Source organism: Flavobacterium micromati (assembly GCF_900129585.1).
Taxonomy (GTDB): domain Bacteria; phylum Bacteroidota; class Bacteroidia; order Flavobacteriales; family Flavobacteriaceae; genus Flavobacterium; species Flavobacterium micromati.
In genome coordinates this window covers 176,133-202,727 of record NZ_FQWF01000010.1, presented here as the reverse complement: position 1 = coordinate 202,727, position 26,595 = coordinate 176,133, and the positions used below count along the sequence as shown (strand labels likewise).

Sequence of the window (26,595 nt, the reverse complement as noted above, 5' to 3'; positions counted from 1 at the left end):
TGACTTATTTTCAGGATAATTTTTTAAAAACAACCTGTATATAGGCAATGCCGACTGATATTTAAGGTTTTCTTAAAACTTTCGGATAGCAATGAAAAAATTCAAATATATTCTTTTTCCCGGCCTTGAAATCTTGCTTTTTTCATAGAAAAGAAAAAAGATAACAGTACTATATTCTAGAGCAATTAACCAGTAATTTTCTGAAAATTCCGTTTTTGAATAAGCGCTATAGCTTAAAATTATAGTAAAACTCCATAAAAAAGGATATTTATAGGATGTAAAAACGGCAATTAAAACTAGATTAATTACGTACCAAGGATGCACCGTCGTGGAAGCGAAAAAATAGACAGTCAATACTAAAAGCATGCTATTAAAGAAAGTAATAGTATTTTTATTATTCTTGTTTAAACTCTGGAAAGCGATAAATATAATAATCAAGACAGGAATAATTTTTCCGGTGATATGAATAATATTATATCCGATAATCCAAAAACCAATTTGTCTAATCACATAATAAATGCTGGCATTAAATTCGAAATTAGTAAACCAAAGGCCTATGGTTGCGCTGTAGTTTTGGATCAATTCGTTGGATAGAAAGGGTAGAAAAAGTAAAACGTTCACACCAATAACAATTGTGTAAAAAGAGATTGCTTTTTTCCATCCAAGTTTTCTAAAAAACAGAGGCAATAACAACAATGGTAATAATTTGACAGAAATAGAAAAAGCCAGAATTACTGCGGCTAATTTCCATTTATTTTGATTTAATAAATACATACTCCAAACCAAGAAGAAAAGCATCACCCCTTCGAAATGTAAGTTACCAGTGAGCTCAAGTAGTACCAAAGGATTGAGAACATACCAGAAAATACGGTGTTTCTCCATTCCTAATCGAATTAATAATTTACTTCCAAAATATAATGTTCCAAAATCAGCTGCAATAATCAATAATCGCATTCCTATTGCTGAACCTAATATCGTTTGATTACTAAAAAAGGCAGCAATAGCAAATAAAAATTGGTTTACTGGAGGATAATTTGAATAATGTCCAGCACTTAAACTTCCCATTCCGTCGTACAAATCACGCCCATTTGGAATCACAAAGTTACTTTGATTGATTAGATCTTTTGGTAGCTGCAAATAGGGGTTTATATTTTCTAGAATCAGGTTTCCGTCCCAAATAAAACGAAAATAATCTTGTGATAAATTTGGTAAACTAAACACAAATAGCAATCTAAAAAGTAATGCAATCCCGATTAGAAAAGTAAAATTGTCTCTTTGAATTTGAATAATTTTGTAGCTAAAGAAAAATAGTAAACCTACAGCAATTGTCAAAGCGATAAAATCTTTTCTCTCTAAAAAATGTGCGAGATACACATAAGTGAATACACTACAGAAAGTATAAAGTTTAGTATGATTGTTTATTTGAATCATTAGCTTTCCATTGAGAATAAATTGACACGAAAAAAGGAACAAAATAAGTTAAAATAACTTGGACACCTATTTTTGCATCTACTAAATTAGAGAATATTGCATTGTAATTATTAATCAAGTTCAGAATAGTGCCGACAAACAAAGCAATTTTTATTGCGATATAATAATTTTCTTTTTTCACTGTAAATGCTAATTCAAAGTTTAATTTTTTATTTTTTTAACAAGAAACAGATCAATCAACTGGTTACTTGAATAGATTTTACGAAGACAAATCCATATCCAAAGCAAAGCATTAAGTGAAACGGCATCAATCCAAAATCGTTCAACCGAATACCGCTATAAATCCCGAAAAGAAAATAAAGTATAAGCAATGCCTCGATAAATATGTTTTTTGAAACTTTTGTTGAAATGTAACTGTTTTGTTTCCAGTTCTCTTTTAAACTTTCAATATTGAATTTCGGGGTTCTTATAAATTCACTTTTTTTACCAAAAAGTCCTTCTAAAACAGCAATGGTATTGTGAAATGAAAATCCCATGGCAATGCTGTAAAATGTAAAAAACAAGCCAATATATTTAATAAAATTGATAAAACCACCGCCTTGGATATTCTTGTAGGTAAACCAATAACAAATAAAAAATAGTATTGAAGTAAAGACAAAAATCACCAATACATCGAAAAAAACTGAAAGATGGGCATAATAGCTTTTTATAAATAAAACAGGCACACTCAAAACCGCCATTATAAAAATGAGCAAAAACATCGAACTATTGAGTAAATGCAATAGACCATGAAATTTGGTTTTTAACGAAAGATTTTTTGAAGTGAGTACGCGCCAACTCATTTTCCTGAAATTTTCGGCGCCACCTTTGTTCCATCTAAATTGCTGGGATCGTGCTGCACTAATAATTACAGGTAATTCGGCAGGTGTTTCTACATCGACTAAATATTTGAATTTCCAATTTTTAAGTTGGGCGCGATAGCTTAAATCTAAATCTTCAGTGAGCGTATCGCTTTCCCAATTTCCAGCATCGATGATACATTCTTTTCGCCAAACGCCTGCTGTTCCGTTAAAATTAATAAAATGCGATTGTGAATTTCGGCCTACTTGTTCTAATGTAAAATGAGCGTCGAGCGCAAAAGCTTGAATTTTAGTTAAAACGGAATAATTTCTGTTTAAATGTCCCCAGCGGGTTTGAACTACGCCAATATTAGGGTCTTTGAAATACGGAATTGTTTGCAGTAACCATTCTTTTTGTGGCACAAAATCAGAATCAAAAATGGCAATAAATTCACCTTTTGCAATTGCTAATCCTTCTTTTAATGCTCCCGCTTTGAAACCGGAACGGTTTGTTCTTGTAATGTGTTTGATGTCTAATCCTGAGTTGGATAGATCATCAATTATTTTCGCAGTTTGAATTATACTTTCATCTGTGCTATCGTCAAGGACTTGAATTTCCAATTTTTCGTGTGGATAGTCCAATTTTGCAATTGTGGTCAGCAACCGTTCAATTACATACTTTTCATTGAAAATAGGCAATTGAACCGTAACTTTAGGAATTTCATTTGGATTTGTAAAATCAAATTGTAAAGCAGTATCAATTTTCTTTTTATATTTTAAATAATTGACTAACAAATTTAATTGCGCTAACCCGTAAAAAAAAATCAACAGAATAGCCAAGCAGTAGATAAACAGTATTATGTAAGAAAGTAGTAGCATATTATTTGAATGCATATTTAAAAATCCAGCCTATTATTTTAACTCCTGCCATAACGGTTCCTTTTAAAGTCCCTGATACTTTTGAAACTCCTATTCTGTTTTTATAATGAACAGGAATTTCTACGTAGGTCATTTTTTGTTTTAAAACTTTGAGTTGCATTTCTACGGTCCATCCGTATGTTTTATCTTCCATCTGTAGTGCAACTAATTTTTGATATTTTATGGCTCTAAAGGGACCCAAATCCGTAAATGTAGCACCAAAAAAGCTTTTCATCAAAGTTGTTGCCAGCCAGTTTCCAAAAACCTGCTGCGGCGTCATCGAACCATTTTCTCTAAATTCTGGAACTCTAGCACCAACAACAAAATCAATATTTTCCTCCAGAATTGGCGTAATAATTTGAGTCAATTCTTGAGGATAGTCGGAATAATCTCCATCCAAAAAAACAACAATATCGGGCTTCGTTTTTAGTTGTGCAATGTATTCCAGCCCTTTTAGACAGGCATAACCATATCCTTTTCGGTTTTCAGCTAGTACTGTTGCTCCATTTTCAAAAGCTACTTGCGCGGTTGCATCAGTTGAGTTATTATTGATAACAATTATTTCAGAAACTATTTTTGGAATTTCTTGAATGACCTTCCCAATGGATTTTTCTTCGTTGTATGCAGGAATAATTACTGTTATTTTAGTCATTTCTGATCTTTTTTATACTCCTCGATACTGTAATATATTTTTTTCTTGATTCCATTTTCATATTTTTCAGCACAAATTATTTTGTCATGGTTATAAAGTATGCTTAAACCATTTAAAATATCATTTTTATACTCACATTTCTTTAAAATGGATCCGTCAGTATTATAAACAATCCACCAATCTTTTTTTTTATTGTCTTTGTAACTACCTTGATATTTCCTATTGCCATTTTCAAAATAATAAAACCAATAGTCAATTTTTTTGTTGTCTTGGATCCAACCTTCCGATGCTATGTTTCCATTAAGATGATATGTTTTATTGTAAAATTTATCAGCGCTTTGACTTAATAATGTGAACAATAATAGAAATTGTATCATTTTACTTTTTATTGAGTAAATCCATTAAGTTAACGTCATTTCCAAGCAAAATTTCATTGGAATTTATTCTTCCTTCTTGTGAACCATTTTCCAATTTTAATACTCCTCTCGGACACACTGCGGCACATATACCGCAACCTACGCAGGAAGAACGAACAATGTTTTCTCCTTTTTCGGCATAACTGCGCACGTCAATTCCCATTTCGCAATAAGTAGAACAATTGCCACATGAAATACATTGACCACCATTAGTAGTTATTCTAAATTTTGAAAGCAATCGTTGTTGTAAACCTAATATCGCCGCCATTGGACAACCAAAACGACACCAAACTCGATTGCCTAGAATAGGATAGAAGCCTACTCCTATAACACCACTAAAAGCAGCACCAATTGCAAAACCATACCATTCCCTTAAGTAATTACCATCAATAAAAAGAATATTTTGGTTACCCGAAAAATAATTAATCAGCAAAGCAATAATAATAATAGTGACCAATGACAGCATAGTATAAACAGCATCGGTGTCTAATTCTTTGCGTTTAAAAATATATAAGGCTCCCGTGAAAACGATTAAAAAGATCACAATACCCCAAATAAATTGGTCTTTAGTACTAAAGGTTAACTCAGGATTACTAGATAAAAAAGTAAAGATAACTGCAATGGTCATCACAAATGAAAACACTAGCACCGAGTGAATCATCCACCTTTCAATTTTCCAAACCGTTTCTGTCTTATTGGATAAATGCCTGTAGCTGTCTCCAGCAGTTTCGGCTAAACCACCACAACCACAAACCCAAGAGCAATACCAACGCTTTCCATAAAAATAGGTTAGAATAGGGGAAATAATGAAAATCATAGCAATTCCAAAAAACAACATAAACATTCCTAAATTGCCACCGTCAAACATATTCTTTAAATGCCACTCATTGAAGAAATAGTAATTTAGCGGCCACATGTTTTTTAAATCTTTCGCAAAAAAAGCTTTTTCGGGATTCAATTTTTCCAATATTTCAGGAATCAAAAAAGCAAATCCCAACTGAAAAAACATAACCGAAAGGGTACGCACCAGTTGGTATTTATTGGTGCGGTATTTTAAAATAAACTTATAGCCCAAACCAACAATGGCAATGGTGTACAAAGTTCCATACACAAACCATTGGCTAGCGGCTTTTCCATTTAAAATGTAACTTAGTGGATCAAAAAAACCTACAATTCCCGTGTTTTCTTTACCTTCTTGATTCAATCCTAAGTATTGCGGATACCAATATAAAACAACATAAAACGAAGTCAGAATAATTCCAACCATCCAAGCCCAATTTCCCCTATTGGTAAAATCCTTGTGCCAAACTCCATTATTTTTTATTCCTGCAGGTTGGTTTAAATAAGTTCTGTTAGTATAAACTACAATACCGGTTAAAATAGCAATAATTGATCCTGCCAACCAAAATCCTTTATTAGGGAAAGAGACATTAAATAAGGATAGTGTCATAATAAAGAGTCCTAGTAATCCTAGCGTAACGCTTAATTTTTGGATTCCATCCATATCCTGGTTTTCATGAGAGGCGATAGATAAATTTTTGGCTGATTTGCTCATTTTATGTTGTTTTTACACCAACGAATTGGATGCTAAATTGCTTTTGAATTTCGGAAGTGTGAGACGTAAATAATTCGGGGTCAAAATTAGCTTTTGCTAAATGCGCAATGACATAATCTACGGTCTCTTTGCTCGTCAGGACTTTGTCAAAAAACTCATGGCGCATCCGGATTCCAAAAGTATTTATTCCTAAAAAAGTTCGGTCTTTTTTGTCAAATGAAATTCGGATTGCTTTTTTGCCCGCCTGATGTTCCCAGTAAAACTGTTCTTCATATTCTTTTGCGTCAGCCCAAACCCAGCCATACGTTTGGTATTCAATGTCTAAAAACTTCGCCGAATTGAACCAATGTCCTGGTTTGTAAGCAGTGCGCGTTCCAGTTAATGTTTGCGCCAATACTTCTCCCATCATTCGTCCTGTATACCAAACCGCTTCTATGGATGGTCGTAAATCAATGGCTTCATGCTGTTCAGCACAGTCTCCAATGGCGTAAATATCCTTTATGTTTGTTTCAAAGAAACGGTTTACTTTTACTCCTTTTCCTAATTCAATTCCGGAATCTTTTAAGAAATCAATATTGGGTGAAACACCTACCGAAAGGCCAACAATCTCGCAATCAATAGTTTCACCTTTATCAGTAACTACCGCTCTCGCATGTCCTTGATCATCCGAAAGGATTTCTACCAAATTTGTTTCTAATCGTAAATCAATGTGATGTTCAAGAATATGGCGGTTGATCATTTGGCTTTCGCCCAAAGGCAAAATACCACTCCAAAAACTTTTTTCCCGAACCAAAAAAGTGACAGGAATATTGCGAGACCGAAGCATTTCGGCTAATTCGATACCGATTAAACCACCGCCTACAATTACTGCACGCTTCGTGGTTGGTGCCCAGTTTTCTAATGCTTCTAAATCCTGTTTGTGATAGAGTCCAGTAACGCCTTTTAAATCTTGTCCTGGCCATCCGAATTTATTGGATTTTGATCCAGTAGCAATCACTAATTTTTCAAAAGCAATCTTTTCGTTATTCTGTATAATAATTTCTTTTGATTCGGGAACTACAGCGGTAACCAGTCCATGGACGAGATTGATGTTATTCTTTTTCCAAAAGCCATTTTCATAAGACTGTATATGATTAAACTTCATGTGTCCCATGAATACGTACATTAGCGCCGTTCGAGAAAAGAAATACTCATTTTCTGAGGAGACAATAGTGATTTTTGAAGTCGATTTTTTCCGAATGTGACGCGCTAATGTAACCCCAGCGATTCCGTTGCCAATAATGACTAAGTGTTCCATAATTGTACTAAAATTTTTAAAAAATCGCCCTTAATCCTAAGTTGAATGATTGTCCCAAACCACTATCATTCCCTCTAACAAATTTACTATATAAAACTTCCAGATTCAGTACTTTTGTCAATTGATATTTTGCGCCTGTTCCAATTGCAGAATAATTTTGACTAAAATCATTTCCTAAATCAACTAGTTGAGCGTGTTGAACAAAACCGAGAACAGTAAATTTACTTGTTGGAAAATAACTTAGAAATATTCCTGGAGCAAGTTCAATGCTATTATTAGCAAAACCTTCTTCTTTCTTACCTAAAAATAGGCGTGTACCAAATTCTGAAAACAACTGAAATTTAGCTCCTGGAAAAGTATAATCGTAAAAAAATCTATTTTGCCAGATGAAACTTTTTTGTGCTAAAAATCCATTTTCATTATTTTCTTTATCAAATACTGGAATGAAAAATGAACTTTGAATCGAAAATCTTGGCAATGAACTAAAAGGCGCAATTTTTACCGACGGTGCAATGTGTGATAAAGATGTTCGCGCTTTTCCAATTTCATTATCAAACGAAAAAACACTGCTAGCATTTTGGCCTCCAAAAGTATTAGATCTTATTTCTAAAATTACGCCCGCATTAAATTTTTTATTAGTGCTAGCTCCGGTAAAAACTTCTAGTGATGTTGTAAAAAAATTAGAACGAGGAATATCTCTCGTGTTTCCGTTTGATTCCTCTTTGTTTTGTGTATATAAGTTGTTAAACCATTTAATATCCCATTTTCCTTTTTCTAATAATTTTGAAGGCGTATAGGTTTGTATATTGGATTGTTCTTGTTCCTGATTTTCTTGAGCAATACCAGATTGAACAGAAACGAGGAACAGTATCAATAAAATTTTAAGTGATTTCATTATTTTTAGTTTTGGTTAAATAACTTTAAATTATTTTTTATTTAAGCTCCAATCATAAGGATAATAGCTAAACTTTGTCTTCGGATTTATTTTGGTTTCTCTAAATGAATTTATAAATTCAATTTCTTTATTTTTAAAATCGGCTTTGTACCACTCAAATAGTTGCGATAGTTGGATTTTATCGCCTTTAACTTTTATAAAATTTGGATTATTTAAAGCTTTGGTAGTTTGTTGGTCTAATTTAGCATCAAGTGTTTCAGGTAAATAAGCTTCTGGTAGTATTGGCGGACAACCATTTGCTCCGCAAACTAAAACAAAATGTAATCGAGCATCATTATATTTGGCTCTTAACATCTTGTTTTCAATATCATTCAAGGTTATTTTTTTGCCAGAAATTGTATAAATAGTTTTGTCAAAAAAGCCAGCGATATCAAGTGGAGATTTTACTGGAAATTGTGTTGTAATTCCCTTTATTACCAATAAATTATAAGCATTAATTAAAAAAGCTTTGTTAGAGTTTTCATCTGTAGTTAAATCATAATTTGCTATAATTTTTACGAGGTCATCTAATTCATTTGGGCTTGTTTTAATAGCAAAATAATCAACTTTATTGTCGCTAACATATTTTTTTAGAAAAGAATTAGTTTTACTAAAAAAAGTATCCTTTTGACTAAAAGCCGAAATGCTAATCAGCATTAAAATAAGCAAAAGTGCGAAGGTTTTTTTCATTGTGTCCTACTTTTAATAAACGGTTATTTTTGTGAAATCATTAAATTTTACAGGAGAAGGAGAAAATTTTAAAATATTGTATAGTAAAAATTTACATTGGTCTTTTACTGAACACTGATTTTTAGATTTTTAGCTGGAGTAAATATTGAGGGATCATCTTTTAAGAATTTTAAATTAGAAATTGAAGCTTCACCCAACTGCTTTGTCAACCCCTCTTTTTTGTTCCAACCCCAAAATTGCCATCGTGTTGCAATCGGAATGCCATTTACTTCTTGATAATTAGAATATTGTATAGCATGAGGGTTTTTTTCTGCTTCTTCTTTTGTGCCGTTATTAGTGACTATATATGCTACTTTTTGAATTAAATCTGAATCTAAAACGGAATAAACAACGTACCAATCGTCTGGAGCATCGCCAGTTTTTGGTTCAAAAGTTAATTTTTCAGTATTGAATTTTTTAGCATCCTTTTCTATGTTTGTGTAATATTCCCATTTGGTACCGCTATCGCTTAATTTGAACGGAAATAAAAAGAAATAACTCCAAGTGTATGCATCAAATCGCACCGTTGTATCGTTTAATTCGGGCGAATAATACACTTTCCTTCCATCATAAATAATAGTATTTCCATCGGCGAAAGTGATTTTTCCTTTACTTGAATTTGTTTTCAATGTTACTTTAGCATTAATTCGTTCTTGTCCACCAAAGGATAATAGCAAATCGAATTGAATCATTTCCTCTTGATTAAATTTCTCCTTATTGTGTGCCTTTTCTACTTTTTGAACAAAAGATAATTCTTGCGGTTGTTTTTCTGATTTTTGGCACCCAAGAATACTCAATAATAAAAATGTGAATAGCAATAACTGTTTCATTTTGTAAATTTTTATTTTAACAAAGATCATTTTTGGATGAGTTTTTTGAGTTAGTCTTTTTACCTTATTTCTTGGCAATTCTACACTTACAAATCATTTTCTGACTTTTTATTTAGATATTTATAAAAAAAATATAAATGTTAAAAAAATATTTATTAATAACTGTTTTTTCCATTTTTGCGGCTTCCGCTCAAAACAAAAATGTTTCCACCATTTCTTGGAAAGGAAATAAAAAAATGAATATTAAATTCATGACAGAATTTATAGAAACTAAAATAAACCAACCATTAGACAGTGTGAAATTAGAAAATGATGTGGCAGCTTTGACCCGTTTGAATGGGGTTTCTAACATCACTTTTAAAGTTTCGAAAGCTGTTGATTCTAGTTACGAAGTGACTTATACAATTATTGAAAACTGGAGTATTTTGCCTAATATCGCTTTATGGACAACAGATGAAGCAGCTGCCGCTTACAAAATAGGCGTTTTTGATTATAATTTTTTGGGAAGAAATAATACTATTGGAGGATTTTATCAATACAATGGTGTTGCTTCTTTTGGTTTCCATTTTTCAGCACCGTTTTTATTTTCCGCTAACATTGGTTTAGAAACTAGTTTTCAAAAATTAGCAAGTATTGAACCTATTTTTATAAATGAATTACCAGCAAGATATGAATATACGAATACAGGTGCTGAATTGTTAGGTGTTTATCGCTTGAATTACAGAAATTCCATAAAATTTGGAGTCAATGTTTTTTCAGAAACATATCAATATATTTCTGGTCCCACTGCATTTGATGTTCCACAAAAATTAGAGGTTGATAAAATGTTAGTGAAATCAAATTATAATTATGATAATTTGTTATATGACTTTTATTTAGTAAAAGGAATTCGGAACAACTTTTTTGGACAATATGTTTTTAGTTCTTCTGAATTTCAAAATGATTTTATTATTGCTTGGAATGATTTCTCTTATTTTAAGCGTATTGGTAAAACTGGAAATTGGGCAAGTAGATTGCGAGTAGGTTTATCTTCAAATGATAAAAGTCCGTTTGCACCATTTGCTTTAGATAATAATTTAAACATTCGAGGCGTAGGAAATATTATTGATCGTGGAACTGGTGTGATCGTTTTAAATACCGAATATCGAAAAACTCTTTATGAAAAAGGCTGGTTTGTTTTGCAGGGAAATGCATTTGTAGATTCTGGAAGTTGGCGGCAACCCGGTGGAAATTTTAGTGACTTTGTTGCATCCGATAATTTCAGAGTTTATCCTGGAATTGGACTTCGTGTTATTCATAAAACAATTTTTAATGCTACTTTTAGGATTGATTATGGTTTCGGAATTACAAAAAATGCATCAAATGGAATTGTTTTTGGAATTGGACAGTATTTTTGATAAATAAAAATTAAGGGTCAGTGGTTCCTTTTATTTTACCTTTTTTTGCAAAAACTAGAGAGATAATTTTTAAGGTTTTCTACTTTAAAATTTTCGGAGAATTAACTTCCAATCTATAATATTCTATATCATTTTTTGTTAACAATACACAACAGACAAAAAATTTGAATAATTTTCTTTTATCAATTTAGGTATTGAAGACATTAAAAGTAGTGAGAATGATTTAAGTTAGCATTTGTCTCGTTGAGCGCAGTCGAAGCGTTCCCACTTGTATCTCTCCTAATTCGCTTATGATGACAAAAATTGACACTTTAGAATAGATTCGCATGCAATAACGTGCAGTACATTTTTATTATAAAATTGTTACAACAAATTGTATCTAGTACTAAGTTTGATATTTTTATTTAAAACTTGTCGGTAGTTCTATTTTCATATCTAAACTCTTTGGGAGAAAGTCCTTCTTTATTTTTAAAAAATCGACTAAAGGATTGCAAATCTTCAAATCCAAGTTCAAAAGCAATTACTTTTACGATTTTCTGAGTAAAAAGCAATTGTCTTTTTGCTTCAATATGAATTCTATTTTGAATGACTTTTAAAGGAGTTTTTTCAGAATGTAAAGAAAAAAGATTAGTTAACGATTTTGCGGGTTTATTCATCAAATCAGCATATTCTAACACAGAATGTTTCTTCTTATAATGCATTTCAACTAATAAATTAAATTCTCTTATGGTATCTAACTTAGTTACATGAAGATGAATATTACTATTTTGTATTTTATAAATCCGTGTTGCTAAGATCAAGAAACGTTTTAATAACATCAATAACATTTGCGATTGCAGATTATCACGTGTTTCGAATTCAATTAAAAAAACGGCCCATAAAAGTTTAAATTTAGTTAAATGTGGCCCCTCAAGAGTTATAATTGGAATTTTAGCATTTGCAAAAAACAAAACACCATTGCACCCAATTTCTTTATCAAAAAACTCTGAACTGTAAAATTCTCGATTGAATCGCACGAGATTAATTTCATTTATTTTAGAAATTACAATATCGTGCATATCACTTAGAAACAAAATTTGATTTTGCAATAAAGGATATTCTACTCCGTCAATAATTAAAATAGTATCTGCACTATCATTCCAAAATATCCGCAAACAGCTCCCTTTGAAATTGTTCAACCAAGAGGCATCTTCACTTTTAATTGTGTCTAAATGAAAATATTCGTTAAGCTTTCCTTGATATTCCATTTATAGGACGTTTCGTTTATAATACTGCAGCATACTTTCAGAAGAATGCCCTAACCTACGTTTGAGATGAATGATTCCAAAATGAAATTGTAAACGCCAAACTCCATTTTGACGGTATCTTCTGGCAGAAGTGATAATGTATTCCGGAATTACTGCAAACTGTTTTTTGGCGTAAAGCCTAGAAATGAGTTCATTATCTTCATAAATGATAAATTTTTCATCAAATCCATTTATTTCCTCAAACAGGTTTTTAGTTATAAATAACGATTGGTCTCCACCGCGACAAGAAATATGATTAAATCTGGTGAACCACTGTGAAATCATTAATACCGGATGACGGTAATCAAATTTCAGTCGGAAACAACCTGCTAGATTCCCTTTTTGGACAGTACCTTTAATGATGCGGTCAAAATTGACTGGGGGGAAACTATCACTGTGCAAAAAATAAAGAATATACCCTGTAGCGGCTTTAGCTCCTGCATTCATTTGGATTGATCTGCCTTTTTCTGTTTCAATTAATTTTACACTAAAATTAGCTCTAATTTTATTTTGCGTTTGATCTGTACTGCCACCATCAACAACAATTATTTCAACTGCCTCTTTGTAAAATATTTTATTTTCAAGATCTAATAATAATTTACTAATGCTATTTACGTCATTAAAAACGGGGATTATTATCGAAATTTTATTCATTTAAGCTCCAGTTGTATTCTTTGTAATTGATTTTTGCTTTAGTACTTATTTTCACAGTACTGTACTGGTTTAAGAAATCAATAATGGAACCTTTTTTCTTAAAGTCACCAGCAAACCAATCAAATATTTTTGAAATTTCAATTTTATTTGTGGTTATAGTATTTTTAGTTTTGTCATTGATAAAACTTTTTGACACAGCTTTTAATTGCTGCTCTAATTTGGCGTCAGTATAGGCTTCGTTTAGTAAATTTGGACACGAAAAAGAGGCACAATTGATAGCGAAATGAATTCGCGGTTCGTTCATTTTGCGAAGAATTTCATGTTCGATTTCTTCTAAACTGTATGTTTTGTTACCTAAAGAAAAGAATTTTTTACTCCATGGATTAGCTATGTCTTTAATACTTTTAGTGGGATAATTGTCAAGAATTAATTGCACGGTGTAGGCATTATAGGCATTTATCCAATACGCAAGAACAGCATTTTTTGACCATGATTTTGTCGGAACATTCGCCGACAATTCGCTGAGATACAATTTTAATTCTTTACTATCTTTTTGAAATCCTTTGTAATTTACGAGTCCGTTTTTAGAAACATTGTTTTGTAATAATAAATTCCATTTTGCATGATTTATACTCTTAGCATTGGCAGTAATGCTAGTTTGGAATGCTGCAGTTGGAATATCAGAATTATTTTTATTTTTACCGCAGGAAAGCAGTGGCAAAAGGAGCAGTGTTAAAAAATATTTTTTCATCGGTACTATTTTTAATTTGTAAAACTATAGACAATCATTAAACTCGTTCCTGACAGAATAAAGAAACTATTTTATAAAAGGATATATTTCTTGTTTGATAAAATCTTTAGGAAACTCATTTTCATCGTGAAAACCAAGTTCGATATCTCTTCCGCTGGCGGGTATATAACTGGTTTTGAATAAATAATCCCAAATACTTAATGAAATTCCAAAATTAACTCCCTGTTTATTTGGCATTTTTTTACTATGATGCCAAATATGCATTTTGGGATTGTTAAAGATAAATTTCAAAATGCCGTAGTCCCAACCCAGATTAGCGTGATTCAAATGGCCAATAGCAATCGAAATAAAATGCACAATAAATACATCTTGAAGGTTTATTCCACCTATGAGAATAATAGGAATGTATAGAATGGATTTGTAAACAAGAGGCTCCATCCAATTGTATCTAAAATGGGCAGCAAAACCCATTTCTTTTATGCTATGATGGGTTTTATGAATTTTCCATAAAAAAGGAATGGTATGCAATAAACGATGTACGTTCCATTGAATAAAATCGCTAATGATGAAGAATACAAGTAAAGCCAGAGGTTTTGGTAACTCCGACAAAGAAAACAGTTGAATAGACATTAATTCAAGCCCAAACATACCAAGTGAGTCATTAATAAGTTGTGCAGTTACATTAGATAATGCAATAAGAAGAATTAAATTGAGCAGGAAAAAATTGAAAAAGACATAAAATAAATCCAACCAGAAATCCTTACGAAAAATAGCCTGTTGTTTTCGCCAAGGGAAAATTATTTCAAGTAGCCACACGACTAAAGAAATAGCGATCAATCCATAAAAATAGTTGTCCCATTTCCAGTATAAAATTTCCTCTTTCAGATAATTTAAATAACCGCTGTAGGAATTCAAGAATATGTCAATATATTTTTCCATTTTTAATACGCAATTTTTTAGTTGGTGCTATTTATCTCACCGCTTAATGTATTTTTTTTTACTTATTTTTATTTACAAGACTGATTTTATTCCTACCAAATTATAAGAGCTTTGTTCTAAATCTTCAAAGGTATCAATATCGTTTAAAGTATCTAAAAGACACACTTTGTGAGCCGCTAAATCGCTTATCGTTGCTTTTAAAACAGTACTCGTTCCCCAATCTTTATTTTGGAAAATAAGAGTATTATTTCGCTTTAATCCTAATAAATAATAGCCGCCATCTTCAGCGGGTCCTATAACTGCATCATGATCTAAAAGTTTAATAAAAGCAGTATCAATAAGGCTTGTTTTTAGATCTAACAAATCACTACCAATGATAATACAATTTTGATAACCCATCTCAAAAAGGGTTTCAAATGCATCGTGCATCCGATTTCCTAAATCGCCATTGGATTGTAGTTTTTTATGATAAAATTCTCTAGACCAAATATCATCTTCGATAATACTACTATCATAAAATACGAATTTATCACTATTGACAGGTTTTGTTTCAGTCATGGTATGCAAGAGTAAATCGCAATAAACTTGTAAAGCTTTTTGATTACCAATTGTTTTTGCAAGTCTTGTTTTTACTTTTCCTAATTCAGGATTACGAGTAAAAATGAGTAAAGCATCAGTTTTCATAAACCTTTATTCCTTTAGTTAAATAAACGCTCCATATTTTATTAAAAGTATGCACACTATCTGTTACTTTATTCTGATTGTTAATCACTTTACCGCCAGTATTTTTATACTCAAAAATGCCTCCATACAAATTGTAGACATTTTTATAACCTAATTTTTGTAATTTTTCGCCTATTTTTTCGCTGCGAACACCAATAGAGCAATACACAATAATTGTTGCATTTTTATCTTTAAATTTTTTAGCAAGTTTGGCACTGTCAAACTTATCAAATCCTACGTTTGTAGCGTTTTTGATGTGACTTACTTTAAATTCTTTAATTTCTCTCGCATCTAGTAAAATAACTCCAGTTCTTGTGTTGAGTTCTTTAATTGTAATGTAAGGAACCGTTTGTTTATTCAATTTTTCTAAAACCAATGGAATCGTGTTTTGTGAAAAACAAAATGAAGTTGTAAAAAAGATAAATATTTTAAACAGGAATTTCATAATTTTAATGTTATCATAAATAGTCGACTTGTTATTTTATTCCTGACAAGAATTTTAAATATTTATAAAATTAATTATCCAAGGTGGACTTATTGAAACAGTAAAAAACATTTTGACAGATTTGTAATTGTATTTTTCCTCCCAGATTATTTTAGAAAATATGTTTACAGCATGTCATAAACGTTATATCTGTTAATAAAAATCACTAAAATAAATTAAAATATTTTTTGTGTCTGCCTAAAAATATTTACTTTTAATTTGACGCTTTCTTGATGAGTTACCAAAAGACAAGTTGCGAAAATAGTTTTATTCTCGCTTTGTCTTTTAACAATACGATACTTTTTTATTATTACTTTATAGGATTTCCTGTTCAGATATGGCGGTTATCCATTTGCTTTGGAAGATATTTTTTTCAAGTTTTTTCAGAATGAAAGTTCAGCAAACTTTTTATCATTTTAGCTACCTAAAATTTTAATATTTTCTAGATTTTAGTATTTTTTAAAGGTATGAAAATAAGTCGAGATCTTTCAGAAATTATTGATATTACAATTTTGATAAATAAGAAATTTTAAAGAAATCATTAATTTTAATCTGCAAAATTATGATTTATAAAATTTTACCTCACAAAGAACCTGAGCATGGAGAGTATTTATAAAATTGCGATTTATTAGATTAAATTTTGGAATTTATTGTTTTAAAACAAAGTTAAAGAGTTAGAGTTCTTCCATTAATTTTTATTTCAAGCGATTCCATTAGGAAAGAAAAAACATCTTTCTTAGTAATCGGTTTTCAAATTATTTACGAAAATTATAAAAAAACACTTTTTTGCAAGTATAAAAAGGATTATTTATTTAGAAAAAATTTAAATTTTTTACGCGTTTAAGTCTGGAAAATTTAGTTTTTGCTATTCCAACTAGCTAAATCCAATGAAAAAGTTATGAGTCTAATTGAATATTATGTTCAATTGTAGAACAATAAATTATTCACAAATACACTTGTATAAATTGACCATTAATTTCACAAGAAATTTATTTAATTATGTAATATACTTTTTTTTATTAGGTTTAAATTTAGAATCTGTTATTAATTTGGAAAATAACTTCATACCTCATTTATGATATTTTTTCTGTTATTTATTATTTTAATTGGCGAGATATTCTTTAGATCGAAAAAGTCATTTTCAAATTACATGAAAAGAGTGAATTTAAATTAAGTTATTATTAAAGTAAATTTTAAAATTATTTCATGCATTACAGCAGGCTCTATTTTAGAGAGTTTTTAAACAGCAGTTGGTTTGTGGTAATATGCTGTTTCGATTTAAACGTCAATTTTTGTTAGTTCTTTATTAATTACACAAATTGTAGAAAGAAAAGGAACCTGTTTTCAATATCGGCTTTTGACTTTTACTAGGCACATTTTTGGTTTTTGCAAATAAAGGCCAGCTGGGGTGATGTAATACCGACCTCAAACATAAAAATTAACAGTACCATTATGTATTATTAACTCTTTATAAACCAGATTAAGCCATGACAAAAGATAAAACTTTAGCAGGTAAAACCGTAATCATTACTGGTGCGGATTCAGGAATAGGCCAAGCCATTGCTGACGAACTGAGTAAAAAAGGCGCTTCGATTCTCATTAACTATTTTCAAGATGAGGCTGGCGCAAAAAAAACGCTGAAACTCGTCACAGATAATGGTTCCAAAGGATTAATTTTTCAGGCCGATATATCCGATTATAATCAGGTAAAAGTTATGTATGAGGCCGCGTGTTTAAAACTTGGCGTACCCTATATTTTAATAAATAATGCTGGAGTCGATGCTTCCGGAATTACATTGGATAAAATGGACGTTGAGGTATTTGATCTAGCAATCCGCACCAATTTATATGGGGTTTTCTACAATTGTAAGGAGTTTATCCGACTTCGTAAAAAAGAAAAAGGCAATGGTAAAATTGTCAATATCACTTCCGTACATGAAGACCTTCCTCGCGCTGGAGCTTCAGAATATTGTGCGAGTAAAGGAGCTATTCGAAATATTACACGTTGCCTGTCTTTAGAACTGGCGGAATTTAATATCAATGTCAATAATCTTGCGCCTGGAATGGTTCTTACGCCCATGAACCAAAAAGCCATGGATGATCCCGAACTTTTAAAGAAACAGGTACAGAGCATTCCATTGAAACGTGCCGCGGAACCGTGGGAAATTGCAAAGCTTGCCGCCTATCTGGTATCAGATGACGCAGCTTATGCAACGGGAAAAACGTTTACTTTAGATGGAGGTTTAACGCAAAACTTAGGGCAAGGCGCATGACCTATCAAATAAAACATATTGAGCATTTGACAATAAAATGTTCAGAACCCTTGTCTGGCATGTATAAACTCAGCCCTTTTGTTTGGGAGGAAAAAGGATGGTATAAAATTTTGTTGCGTGCTGTTAACCCTTCACAAGATCCGAAACAAAAGGTGGCTCGGATATACTACGGAACGTCTCGCGATGGTTTAACATTTAAGATGTCTGATACACCAGTAATTATACCTGGAACTAACGTTTATGATAAAGATGGATGCGAGGATCCCACTTTAGTATTTGCTGATGATCAATATTTTATATATTACTCAGGCTGGAACCAAACAGAAGAGGTAGGGCAGTTGTTATTGTCGAAAGGATCTTCAATAGAGACCTTGAAACTTGCTGGCGTTGCCATTCCCAGCCAGAAGGGGTACCGCAATCCTAAAGAAGCAACCGTCTATCAATTACCAAACAAAGAGTGGGTGCTGTGGTTTGAATACGCTGATGATGACCGATCAAAATTAGGCATTGCCGAAAGTTCAAGCGTATCGGGACCGTGGAAAATTATTGGAGAATATATGCAGCCAGGGAACGAATGGGATAATTATCACTTAAGTGCTGGTCCAATTGTGAAAAATGGGAACGAAGGTTCTGTTATGTTTTATAATGGTGCCAATGAAAAAGCCCACTGGCGCATTGGATGGGTTGAAATGGACGGTGATGGAAATGTAACAAACCGAAGCACCTCTCCATTGATTACGCCCACAAAACCGAAGAAAGACGAAACAGATATTGCGTTTGCCGCTTCGGCACTAATGGAGCATAATGAAATATGGCTATACTATTCTGTTGCAGATTCTAAAGTAATGCGCGCCATAATAACCATCGATAAATAAACATTTAAAGGTAGTTTTTGCAAAGTACAATGATTGATAAAAAAGAAATAGATTATGTTGGAGAAACGATTGCCTGTTTTAATGATTTCAATTTCGCCGTTAGCAAGCAATTAGGAGCAACACTTTTTTAAAAATACATCTCCTGCTACTTCTTTAAATATTTTTATTTTTTTACCAATTATTAAGTAGGTATCATTGCACGGCAGACCAATGTACTGTCCATCAAAAAAGCCCACAATTCTGCCAGAAGCCTGTGACCGTGCTATCGACGTGGATTGCCATTTATTTTTTCTTTCGTTAAGTATCCGTTGCCGATTGTTTCGGTACTATACTTTAATTCTTCAATGGCAGATTGAATGTTCGTTCAATATTGTAGAGTTTTGCTTTTATTACTGCAAGAAAACATTACATTGGCAATAAAAGTCGCTGTTGATTTTTTCATTTATAGTTAATTTAAATTATTCTACTTTTAAAATTGGTCCAACTATTTGCATGTCGTTGTCTTCAAAAACTTTTGCTATTTCTTTTGGAGTTGGCTCTTTTTCAAATGCACTCATTGTTGTAAAAAATGCTTCCATTTTGCCTGCTGGTTGAAAAGTTACCGTCATTTTTCCTTTTTTACTGATTTGAGTCCACGCATGAGGAATTTTCATTGGCAAAAAAATACAGTCTCCAGCGCCTAGAGAATATTTATCCTCTCCCACCTGAAAATAGAAAGAACCTTCAATTACATAAAAAACTTCATCTTGAAAATGATGCACATGCAGCGGTGTTCCCCATCCTGGCGATAAAGAGATTTGCTCAAACATTGCAAAGCCACCATCAGTATCAGTGCCAGATATTTTTAAATCTAGTATGTTTTGGTTTACTCCTTTTAGTTTTATATGCCCGTGTAGTCGCCCTTCACCAGCATTTACCTTAAAACCTTTGTTTGCTCTTCGAAAAAATTGGTTTTGTTTAGCAAAAGCTAAGAAAGGCAATGTTGTCGCGGCAGCTAATATGGTTGTTAAAAATTTATTTCTATTCATTTTTTTTAGAATTAACTTTTAAATTGATTATTCATTTATGAAATTTATGGTTATGAAAGGATAGCTAGTTATTAAACCGCTTGATTTTTCGTGCTGATACCAATCATTGGTATTGAATGAAATTAGGTATTCTTCGTCTTTAACTAAATTTTAAGCTGAAATAGGTTGAATTACCTCGACACCAGCGGTTAGTATATCCTTGATTTCTGTTCTTATCATTTTACCTGTTTTTAATTCATAAAAAGTTATTTTTAGGTCTTTATTAGTAGTGGGCATTTTCAATACCACGGCAGTTATTTTTCCTTTTATTAAAGGTATGAAAGACAAACCAAATGATAATTATATTGCAGTTATCGCCATTGAATTTTGAAATATCAGTTTAAAACATCAAATATAAATTTCCTATACTTCAAGTATAGTTTTCAATTTGGGAATTGAATAGGAAATTTGGATCAATTGTAATTTTAAACTAGTTTAACACGGTAAATTATTATCGATTAAATTTAATGATAATAAGATTTAGTTTCACTTACTATTTTGCCGTTTTAACTAAATTAAATTATATTAAGCAATTGCTTTTTAAAACACACAATTTTATTCTAATTAGATATTTGTCACAACTATTTAATTACTGATACCTTAATAGCTCGTTGCAATATAAACAGACCAATTGTAGCGGAAAGGGCAGAAGCTATTAGAATACTTAATTTAGCGCCGTTCAATACTGCGCCATCAAAAACTGCACCTGCGACCACAATTGACATAGTAAAACCCACACCGGCTAAACATGCTGCTCCGATCAACTGAGCCCAGCTAATTTCATTTGACAAAGTGGCTAAGTCAAATTTAGATGCTAACCAACAGAATCCAACTATACCAAGAGGTTTTCCAATGCACAGACCTAATATTATACCTAAATTAACTGGAGTAATTACATTAAATTGTACTCCCAATAGTACTATTCCAGTATTAAAAAAAGCAAATAAAGGTAATATTAGATAGTTAACTCCTTTTTCTAACGAATGCTCTAATTCTTCTCCAGGACCAGTTAACCTATTAATAGCTTTATTTATAGATTGTAAAGAACTGTGCCGTATACTTTCTTGACTATTATCTAAATCTTTGATATTTACTATTTCTTGCTCAAAAATTACGGATGCTTGAGTTGCGATACCAACTAAATTTCCTTTTCTCCTAGATGGAATCAAAATTGCAGTTATAACGCCAGCAAGGGTTGCATGTAATCCACTTTGATAAATATAGAACCAAAGAAAAACACCCAAAACGATGTAAATGGTTTTAGAATACACTTTAGAATAGTTGAGCAATCCCATTATTGCAACAATAACAACTGAGACAATAAATGCGTTAATGTGAAAACCGTGGCCATAAAACAGTGCAATAACAAGAATAGCACCTAAGTCATCAGAAACTGCCAATGCAGAGATAAAAGCCTTTAATGCACCTGGCACCGTACTTCCGAGCAAAGCCATCAATCCTAACGTGAAGGCAATATCAGTGGCCATTGGAACTCCCCAGCCATGAGCGCCATCTTCTTTATAATTGATAAACAAATATATTAATGCAGGAATTATCATACCTCCAATGGCTCCAATAACAGGCATAGTCGCCTTTTTTCTACTCGACAATTCGCCAAAAATTAATTCTCTTTTTATTTCTAATCCTATTAACAAAAAGAAAATTGCCATCAATCCATCATTAATCCAGGTTTCTAGCGGCAAAAGGAAATTTGAATCACCTGCAGAAAAGCCTAATTTAATATCACGCAAAAATTCGTATTCTTCAATAAAACCTATGTTAGCAAAAATCAGAGCGACTATCGCAGCAATTAATAGCATTAATGCAGCAGATGCTCCCCATTTTACAAAACTTTCCATGGCCTGCGCTACAGGTCTGTTTTTGATGTATTCAATATATTCTATTAATGCGTGTTCATCCCAGGCACCGTTGTACAAGTTACCGTTAACGATAACTGCTGGTACTACCTTTATTTCATTCTGTTTAGCCAGTTTTATATTGTTTTTTAATTCTGTAGTAATTTCAGGGGAATTATAATCTTTTTTAAATTTTTTGATATCAATACCCAGACTTTCAACCATATTATATATAATGTCGGGCGTATAATCACCTTTATGATCCATTAGTAGTAAATCCATTTCGTGAAGTTTACCATACGATTTAGCAGTCAAAACTGCCCTTGTTGTCAGCTGGAATTCGGCGTTATTTACGTCATTAGAAAAGTATTGAAATTTTAATTTAATCGTATCGCCGTAATGTTTGACAACATTGTTTAGAATATGGCGACCATTTCTAGCGATTTTGATAGTATAGTCGATAAACACGATTAGTTCTATTTGGATATTTTTGTTCATACACGATGGTTTAAAAGAATTATGGCATCACAATACAGAAATGAGTTTGAACAGCTAGATACAGTTATTAGCGATAGAATGAATGTATGAAGTAGCTTAAGTCATCCTATTTATTTTCATCGCTAATTTATTAATTAGTCATTGTTCATATTTGTGTCGTCTGTCTCAATCTTATCCTTAAAACAGCTGATAAGATTAACCTTTTTTAATACATGAATTAATTATTTTAAAAACAGCTATTTGAGATTTTTTAAATCCGATTTAGCAATCAAAATTTTTTCTGCCATGTTACTCAATAATAACTTATCTCCTAAATGAGCCTTTTTTATCAATTTTACGAGTATCACAGTTAGAGGCAGATTAAAATTTATGGACAAGTAAAACATCGATAATGTTTAGATTAACACGATTAAAATTATTTTTAATTTTATTTCATCTACTTTAATCATTAGATTGGTTTTTTTTTTCTGGATCTAGGTATTCCTTTTGTGTATATCCTGAAAATAGTGAAAATCATCAAAAAAAGGAAGGAATAATTTCTTAGTGATTATTGTTTTATTTCTTAATATTGTTAGTACGACTTTACGCTACAAATACATTTCAATACTGAATAAATTTCTACATAATTTTAAAAATTAGTTATTCTGGTATTCAATTCCTTTTTTTGACTTTGTATTTGTTAAAAAAGTAAATTTCTTTATTTTAGTTTATACTTTGACGATCATTTTTCCTTTGTTTTTTCCTTGAAATAAATCGATAAAAGCATTAGGTAGTTCATCAAACCCATCTACAATAGTTTCTATGTAATGCAATTTGCCTTGCTGTAACCATTCTGCTAATTGCTTAATTCCTGCGGAATGTTTGTCTACATAATTGGAGATCACGAAACCTTGCATGGAAGAACTTTTCTTGATCAGGAATGGTTGTACACTAATACTTTTTGGAAGTGTTGTGTTATTGTACACGGAAATAGCACCGCAGTTTACTGTTCTTGAGAACTTGTTGATATTAAAAAGTACGGCTTCCGAGATTTCTCCTCCCACATTGTCAAAATAAATATCTACACCTTCAGGGCAAGAATTAGCGATCGCTTCATTCATGTTTTCTGTGGTATTGTAATTTATTGCTTCGTCAAAGCCGAATTTAGATTTGAGCATTTCCAATTTTTCATCCGTGCCGGCAATTCCAACTACTCGTAATCCAAGTATTTTACCAATTTGACCTACCACGCTTCCTACAGCTCCTGCTGCACCTGATACAAGGAGTGTTTCCCCTTTTTTAGGTTTTCCTATTTCAGTCAATCCTAAATATGCGGTAAGTCCTGTCATTCCTAAAACTCCAAGATATGCCGAAAGAGGTGCTTTATTTGGATCTACTTTTAGAAGTTCGTCGGGTTTTACTACCTGAGTTTCTTTCCATGCTAACATACCAGACACGTAATCGCCGATACTGAATTTACTGTTCTTAGATGCTAAAACTTCAGCAATAGTGCCAGATATTATCGGTTTATTGAGCTCAAATGGTTTTATGTAGGACTCAGCATCACTCATTCTTCCTCTTAAATAAGGATCGACTGAAAAGTATTTGGAACTTAATAAAACTTCTCCTTCTTGTAACGCAGGTACGTCAGCAGTAGTAAACTCAAAATCTGTCAGCTCAGGTATCCCTTTTGGTCTGTTTTTTAAATTGATTGTTCTTGTTGTGCTCATAGTTTGTTCATTATGTTAATTCTATATTTTAAAAAGTTAGCTTTATTGAAAGAAGAACATGACCGATTATAAAAGATACTACAATTAGTTAAGTCCAATTTTACTCTATCAGTTTTTTTTCTAATCTAGTCAACAAAATGTGAAGCTGCTAATTTAGGAGGTGGAGCTGTACGTTCGGCAAACTGGCTAACAACCTTGTGACAAATTACTTTTAAAAATTGTTATTACAGGATCTACAGCTACTAGTATTTATAAAAATCTATTTTTATTAAAAACTTTTCCAGCACGGACTCTATAAACAAATCGACTTCAGTTATCGCTATCGCTAAATCTGAAGTAAAAATAAATTGATTAATCGTCTCATTGATCTTTTGTTGTAAATTATATAAGTCAGGTTTACAAGCTTGTCTTAATTTCTATAATCTAGTTTTTATTTTCTGATAGTATTTCATTCGCACTTTCGCCTGTCAAAATGGTAAATTCTTGAAATGCAGTTTGGAATATTCTTGATAGGTTTGGCTCATCTCTTTTCCTGTGAGTTGCATTAATTAATTGAATCTGGTTGTATTTATTAATAGTAACTGATATTTTCAAATCAATGTTAATACGATCACCTTTTGGTGGTGCTTCTGCTATGCACATTACTTTTATTATGAAAGGCGTTATCAGTTCTATTTGTCATTGAGTAACCGCACTTTCAATAAGGGTCTCACCAGCTAGAATTTCGAACACTTGATTGTGTTTTACATCATTTTTCAATACTTCAACTAAGGTTTGTGCAACATCTGCTCTTGAAATACTTCCGGGATTTTCCACTTTTTCTTTTAATTGAATTTTACCAGTACCTTCTTTATCCGTTAGTGAACCGGGTCTTACTATAGTATAATTCAGGCCGCTGGCTTTTAAATAATTATCAGCATTTTGTTTTGCTCTTAAATAATCTTCAAGTGTATCGCTTACAGAAGGATCATCAGCTCCCATCGAACTGAGCATAACGAACTTTTTTGCTCCAGCATTTTTTGAAGCATCAATTAATCGTTTTGCACCTTCTTGGTCTATTCCAATTATATTCTTTCCCTTAGATCCTGCTGCAAAAATTACTTTGTCTGCATTTATCACAGCGTGGTTTAAATCCTTTTCTAGATCGGCTAGCACCACTAAAACATTTTCTTTTTCGAAACGGTCTTTTTGTTCTTGTTTCCTTACCATGGCAATAGGTCTATAGACATCCGAGCCTTTCAGTAATTCAATAATAAGTCTTCCTGTTGTACCGTTTGCTCCGGCCACCAGTATATTTTGTTTTTCATTTTTCATATTTTTTATATTTTACAATTAATAATTTTGTTTATCCCTTTCAATTTTACGACATCGTAATAATCACTTTCCCTTTGGCTCTTCCTGTCGCTAAATATAAATAGGCATCAATTCCATTTTCGAAAGAATATATCAAATCAACGATAGGCTTAATATCCCCATCTTCAACCATTCTGCTGATTTTATTTAGCTGCTCAGCATCAGGTTGCATCCACGTTAGTTTGTAAACAGCAGATTTTTTTTCGATCAATTTTGCTAATTTTTCGGGCAATTTATAATCCTTCATACCCATCTGCTTGGCTGTTTGTGGGTCAGGTGGACCTGCTATTGTAGTCACTTTTCCACCTTCTTTAATGAGATCAAAAGCATCAAAGGTGTAGTCATCCCCTAAAGTGTCAAAAACAATATCTAAATTATTTACAACCTCTTTGTAATCTTCAGTTTTATAGTCGATTACTCGGTCAGCACCCAAAGCTTCGACCCAATCTACATTTTTGCTGCTAGTAGTCGTATATACGATGGCTCCTTTAGCTTTAGCATACTGAACTGCAAAACTACCTACGCCACCAGATCCTCCATGAATGAGAATTCTATCGTTTTCTTTAATTCCAACACTCTCTAGAGCTTGTATTGCTGTTAGTCCAACTAAAGGCAAACCAGCTGCTTCTTCAAAAGAGCTGTTTTTGGGTTTCTTAGCAACTAGGTCACTATTGACACTTACAAATTCTGCTATGGTACCCATTTGTTCTTGTGGCACTCTAGAATATACTTCATCTCCTATTTCGAATTTGTTTACATCCGCGCCCTTCTCCATCACCACTCCGCTTAGATCAAAACCTATTGTAGTAGGTAAGTTCAACGAAATCATATCTTTCAATTTACCTTCCACCATTTTGTAATCAATAGGATTTATCGAAGCTGCTTTAACTTTCACTAAAATATCATTTGGTTTTAAAGAAGGTTTTTCGATCTCATTGATGGATAGGCTGTCTTTAATTTCACCGTATTTTATAATTTGAAGTGCTTTCATATTAATTATATTTTATTGTTAATTTTACTTTTTTGTCTGTCTTATTTAGTTTCTAAAAATAATTTTAATTTGCAACTCAGTATAATTTTTTAATCACTTATCAAGAAACTTTTCTAAAATAAAAATGTATTTTTTTTT

General features: G+C 32.0%; 26 protein-coding genes. 3 read left to right on the top strand and 23 right to left on the bottom strand.

The window, feature by feature from the left end:
• Positions 1 to 72: 72 nt before the first annotated feature.
• The 10 genes from BUB42_RS12030 to BUB42_RS11985 form a co-directional block, all read right to left on the bottom strand.
• Positions 73 to 1,431, bottom strand: coding sequence for an MptA/MptB family glycosyltransferase (locus BUB42_RS12030; RefSeq protein WP_073020667.1), 1,359 nt, complete (start codon positions 1,429 to 1,431; stop codon positions 73 to 75).
• Positions 1,406 to 1,612 (bottom strand): nitrate/nitrite transporter NrtS, encoded by a 207-nt coding sequence (nrtS, locus tag BUB42_RS16955; RefSeq protein WP_073020665.1) that lies wholly within the window; start codon positions 1,610 to 1,612, stop codon positions 1,406 to 1,408. Before nrtS ends, BUB42_RS12030 begins: the two co-directional genes overlap by 26 nt.
• Before the next feature lie 55 nt (positions 1,613 to 1,667).
• A complete protein-coding gene (locus BUB42_RS12020) occupies positions 1,668 to 3,149 on the bottom strand; it encodes a cellulose synthase family protein (protein WP_073020697.1) in 1,482 nt (493 codons plus the stop codon).
• Between the two features lies 1 nt (position 3,150).
• The gene (locus BUB42_RS12015) at positions 3,151 to 3,840 is read right to left on the bottom strand and encodes a glycosyltransferase family 2 protein (protein ID WP_073020663.1); all 690 of its coding nucleotides are present in this window, start codon (positions 3,838 to 3,840) and stop codon (positions 3,151 to 3,153) included.
• On the bottom strand, positions 3,837 to 4,217 hold the full coding sequence (locus BUB42_RS12010) for a toxin-antitoxin system YwqK family antitoxin (protein ID WP_073020661.1): 381 nt from the start codon (positions 4,215 to 4,217) through the stop codon (positions 3,837 to 3,839). Before BUB42_RS12010 ends, BUB42_RS12015 begins: the two co-directional genes overlap by 4 nt.
• A gap of 1 nt (position 4,218) precedes the next feature.
• Positions 4,219 to 5,811 carry a 4Fe-4S binding protein gene (locus BUB42_RS12005; protein ID WP_073020659.1) on the bottom strand — a complete coding sequence of 531 codons (1,593 nt, stop codon included), beginning with the start codon at positions 5,809 to 5,811 and terminating at the stop codon, positions 4,219 to 4,221.
• 1 nt (position 5,812) lies between these two features.
• Positions 5,813 to 7,108, bottom strand: coding sequence for an NAD(P)/FAD-dependent oxidoreductase (locus BUB42_RS12000; protein WP_073020657.1), 1,296 nt, complete (start codon positions 7,106 to 7,108; stop codon positions 5,813 to 5,815).
• A gap of 16 nt (positions 7,109 to 7,124) precedes the next feature.
• Positions 7,125 to 8,003 (bottom strand): hypothetical protein, encoded by an 879-nt coding sequence (locus BUB42_RS11995; RefSeq protein ID WP_073020655.1) that lies wholly within the window; start codon positions 8,001 to 8,003, stop codon positions 7,125 to 7,127.
• Between the two features lie 30 nt (positions 8,004 to 8,033).
• Positions 8,034 to 8,732: a DUF547 domain-containing protein gene (locus BUB42_RS11990; RefSeq protein WP_073020653.1), complete on the bottom strand. Its 699-nt coding sequence runs from the start codon at positions 8,730 to 8,732 to the stop codon at positions 8,034 to 8,036.
• 104 nt (positions 8,733 to 8,836) lie between these two features.
• Positions 8,837 to 9,601 (bottom strand): hypothetical protein, encoded by a 765-nt coding sequence (locus BUB42_RS11985; protein WP_073020695.1) that lies wholly within the window; start codon positions 9,599 to 9,601, stop codon positions 8,837 to 8,839.
• 137 nt (positions 9,602 to 9,738) lie between these two features.
• Between BUB42_RS11985 and BUB42_RS11980 the strand changes: the two genes are divergently transcribed.
• Entirely contained in the window at positions 9,739 to 10,998 is a 1,260-nt protein-coding gene (locus tag BUB42_RS11980) for a BamA/TamA family outer membrane protein (RefSeq protein ID WP_073020651.1), read from the top strand.
• Between the two features lie 404 nt (positions 10,999 to 11,402).
• Here BUB42_RS11980 and BUB42_RS11975 read toward each other — a convergent pair whose 3' ends face one another.
• From BUB42_RS11975 to BUB42_RS11950, 6 genes are all read right to left on the bottom strand, one after another.
• A complete protein-coding gene (locus BUB42_RS11975) occupies positions 11,403 to 12,245 on the bottom strand; it encodes an AraC family transcriptional regulator (protein WP_073020650.1) in 843 nt (280 codons plus the stop codon).
• Positions 12,246 to 12,938 carry a TIGR04283 family arsenosugar biosynthesis glycosyltransferase gene (locus BUB42_RS11970; RefSeq protein WP_073020648.1) on the bottom strand — a complete coding sequence of 231 codons (693 nt, stop codon included), beginning with the start codon at positions 12,936 to 12,938 and terminating at the stop codon, positions 12,246 to 12,248.
• Positions 12,931 to 13,689 carry a DUF547 domain-containing protein gene (locus BUB42_RS11965; RefSeq protein ID WP_073020646.1) on the bottom strand — a complete coding sequence of 253 codons (759 nt, stop codon included), beginning with the start codon at positions 13,687 to 13,689 and terminating at the stop codon, positions 12,931 to 12,933. The genes BUB42_RS11970 and BUB42_RS11965 overlap by 8 nt, the downstream gene beginning before the upstream one ends.
• A 66-nt stretch (positions 13,690 to 13,755) precedes the next feature.
• Positions 13,756 to 14,628, bottom strand: a complete 873-nt coding sequence (locus tag BUB42_RS11960) for a sterol desaturase family protein (RefSeq protein ID WP_073020634.1) — start codon at positions 14,626 to 14,628, stop codon at positions 13,756 to 13,758.
• Positions 14,629 to 14,700: 72 nt separating this feature from the next.
• Complete coding sequence (locus BUB42_RS11955) at positions 14,701 to 15,312, bottom strand: TIGR04282 family arsenosugar biosynthesis glycosyltransferase (protein WP_073020632.1); 612 nt, start codon at positions 15,310 to 15,312, stop codon at positions 14,701 to 14,703.
• A complete protein-coding gene (locus BUB42_RS11950; RefSeq protein ID WP_073020630.1) occupies positions 15,302 to 15,796 on the bottom strand; it encodes a rhodanese-like domain-containing protein in 495 nt (164 codons plus the stop codon). Before BUB42_RS11950 ends, BUB42_RS11955 begins: the two co-directional genes overlap by 11 nt.
• Before the next feature lie 1,526 nt (positions 15,797 to 17,322).
• On the opposite strand from BUB42_RS11950, the gene BUB42_RS11945 reads away from it, so the two are divergent.
• The gene (locus tag BUB42_RS11945; protein ID WP_073020629.1) at positions 17,323 to 18,108 is read left to right on the top strand and encodes an SDR family NAD(P)-dependent oxidoreductase; all 786 of its coding nucleotides are present in this window, start codon (positions 17,323 to 17,325) and stop codon (positions 18,106 to 18,108) included.
• A complete protein-coding gene (locus BUB42_RS11940; RefSeq protein WP_073020627.1) occupies positions 18,105 to 18,983 on the top strand; it encodes a glycoside hydrolase family 130 protein in 879 nt (292 codons plus the stop codon). The genes BUB42_RS11945 and BUB42_RS11940 overlap by 4 nt, the downstream gene beginning before the upstream one ends.
• 458 nt (positions 18,984 to 19,441) lie before the next feature.
• Here the strand turns inward: BUB42_RS11940 and BUB42_RS11935 are convergent, their stop codons facing one another.
• From BUB42_RS11935 to BUB42_RS11910, 7 genes are all read right to left on the bottom strand, one after another.
• On the bottom strand, positions 19,442 to 20,011 hold the full coding sequence (locus tag BUB42_RS11935) for a cupin domain-containing protein (RefSeq protein WP_073020625.1): 570 nt from the start codon (positions 20,009 to 20,011) through the stop codon (positions 19,442 to 19,444).
• 150 nt (positions 20,012 to 20,161) lie between these two features.
• The gene (locus BUB42_RS16475; RefSeq protein WP_170857230.1) at positions 20,162 to 20,338 is read right to left on the bottom strand and encodes a hypothetical protein; all 177 of its coding nucleotides are present in this window, start codon (positions 20,336 to 20,338) and stop codon (positions 20,162 to 20,164) included.
• 293 nt (positions 20,339 to 20,631) lie between these two features.
• Positions 20,632 to 22,404: a Na+/H+ antiporter NhaA gene (nhaA, locus tag BUB42_RS11930; RefSeq protein ID WP_073020623.1), complete on the bottom strand. Its 1,773-nt coding sequence runs from the start codon at positions 22,402 to 22,404 to the stop codon at positions 20,632 to 20,634.
• A gap of 707 nt (positions 22,405 to 23,111) precedes the next feature.
• On the bottom strand, positions 23,112 to 24,113 hold the full coding sequence (locus tag BUB42_RS11925) for an NADP-dependent oxidoreductase (RefSeq protein WP_073020621.1): 1,002 nt from the start codon (positions 24,111 to 24,113) through the stop codon (positions 23,112 to 23,114).
• Between the two features lie 423 nt (positions 24,114 to 24,536).
• Complete coding sequence (locus tag BUB42_RS11920) at positions 24,537 to 24,755, bottom strand: hypothetical protein (RefSeq protein WP_073020619.1); 219 nt, start codon at positions 24,753 to 24,755, stop codon at positions 24,537 to 24,539.
• Positions 24,756 to 24,791: 36 nt separating this feature from the next.
• A complete protein-coding gene (locus tag BUB42_RS11915; protein ID WP_073020617.1) occupies positions 24,792 to 25,427 on the bottom strand; it encodes an SDR family oxidoreductase in 636 nt (211 codons plus the stop codon).
• A 46-nt stretch (positions 25,428 to 25,473) separates the two neighbouring features.
• Complete coding sequence (locus BUB42_RS11910) at positions 25,474 to 26,457, bottom strand: NADP-dependent oxidoreductase (RefSeq protein WP_073020615.1); 984 nt, start codon at positions 26,455 to 26,457, stop codon at positions 25,474 to 25,476.
• Positions 26,458 to 26,595: the final 138 nt, after the last annotated feature.

Coding starts and splice junctions, on each gene's coding strand:
- BUB42_RS11970 (WP_073020648.1), bottom strand. CDS start 12,938: ATGAATAAAATTTCGATAATAATCCCCGTTTTTAATGACGTAAATAGC.
- BUB42_RS12005 (WP_073020659.1), bottom strand. CDS start 5,811: ATGAGCAAATCAGCCAAAAATTTATCTATCGCCTCTCATGAAAACCAG.
- BUB42_RS11985 (WP_073020695.1), bottom strand. CDS start 9,601: ATGAAACAGTTATTGCTATTCACATTTTTATTATTGAGTATTCTTGGG.
- BUB42_RS12020 (WP_073020697.1), bottom strand. CDS start 3,149: ATGCTACTACTTTCTTACATAATACTGTTTATCTACTGCTTGGCTATT.
- BUB42_RS11960 (WP_073020634.1), bottom strand. CDS start 14,628: ATGGAAAAATATATTGACATATTCTTGAATTCCTACAGCGGTTATTTA.
- BUB42_RS12030 (WP_073020667.1), bottom strand. CDS start 1,431: ATGATTCAAATAAACAATCATACTAAACTTTATACTTTCTGTAGTGTA.
- nhaA (WP_073020623.1), bottom strand. CDS start 22,404: ATGAACAAAAATATCCAAATAGAACTAATCGTGTTTATCGACTATACT.
- BUB42_RS11910 (WP_073020615.1), bottom strand. CDS start 26,457: ATGAAAGCACTTCAAATTATAAAATACGGTGAAATTAAAGACAGCCTA.
- BUB42_RS11940 (WP_073020627.1), top strand. CDS start 18,105: ATGACCTATCAAATAAAACATATTGAGCATTTGACAATAAAATGTTCA.
- BUB42_RS11990 (WP_073020653.1), bottom strand. CDS start 8,732: ATGAAAAAAACCTTCGCACTTTTGCTTATTTTAATGCTGATTAGCATT.
- BUB42_RS12015 (WP_073020663.1), bottom strand. CDS start 3,840: ATGACTAAAATAACAGTAATTATTCCTGCATACAACGAAGAAAAATCC.
- BUB42_RS11925 (WP_073020621.1), bottom strand. CDS start 24,113: ATGAGCACAACAAGAACAATCAATTTAAAAAACAGACCAAAAGGGATA.
- BUB42_RS11955 (WP_073020632.1), bottom strand. CDS start 15,312: ATGAAAACTGATGCTTTACTCATTTTTACTCGTAATCCTGAATTAGGA.
- BUB42_RS11920 (WP_073020619.1), bottom strand. CDS start 24,755: ATGTGCATAGCAGAAGCACCACCAAAAGGTGATCGTATTAACATTGAT.
- BUB42_RS11975 (WP_073020650.1), bottom strand. CDS start 12,245: ATGGAATATCAAGGAAAGCTTAACGAATATTTTCATTTAGACACAATT.
- BUB42_RS11935 (WP_073020625.1), bottom strand. CDS start 20,011: ATGAATAGAAATAAATTTTTAACAACCATATTAGCTGCCGCGACAACA.
- BUB42_RS11965 (WP_073020646.1), bottom strand. CDS start 13,689: ATGAAAAAATATTTTTTAACACTGCTCCTTTTGCCACTGCTTTCCTGC.
- BUB42_RS12000 (WP_073020657.1), bottom strand. CDS start 7,108: ATGGAACACTTAGTCATTATTGGCAACGGAATCGCTGGGGTTACATTA.
- BUB42_RS11950 (WP_073020630.1), bottom strand. CDS start 15,796: ATGAAATTCCTGTTTAAAATATTTATCTTTTTTACAACTTCATTTTGT.
- BUB42_RS11915 (WP_073020617.1), bottom strand. CDS start 25,427: ATGAAAAATGAAAAACAAAATATACTGGTGGCCGGAGCAAACGGTACA.
- BUB42_RS12010 (WP_073020661.1), bottom strand. CDS start 4,217: ATGATACAATTTCTATTATTGTTCACATTATTAAGTCAAAGCGCTGAT.
- BUB42_RS11980 (WP_073020651.1), top strand. CDS start 9,739: ATGTTAAAAAAATATTTATTAATAACTGTTTTTTCCATTTTTGCGGCT.
- BUB42_RS11995 (WP_073020655.1), bottom strand. CDS start 8,003: ATGAAATCACTTAAAATTTTATTGATACTGTTCCTCGTTTCTGTTCAA.
- BUB42_RS11945 (WP_073020629.1), top strand. CDS start 17,323: ATGACAAAAGATAAAACTTTAGCAGGTAAAACCGTAATCATTACTGGT.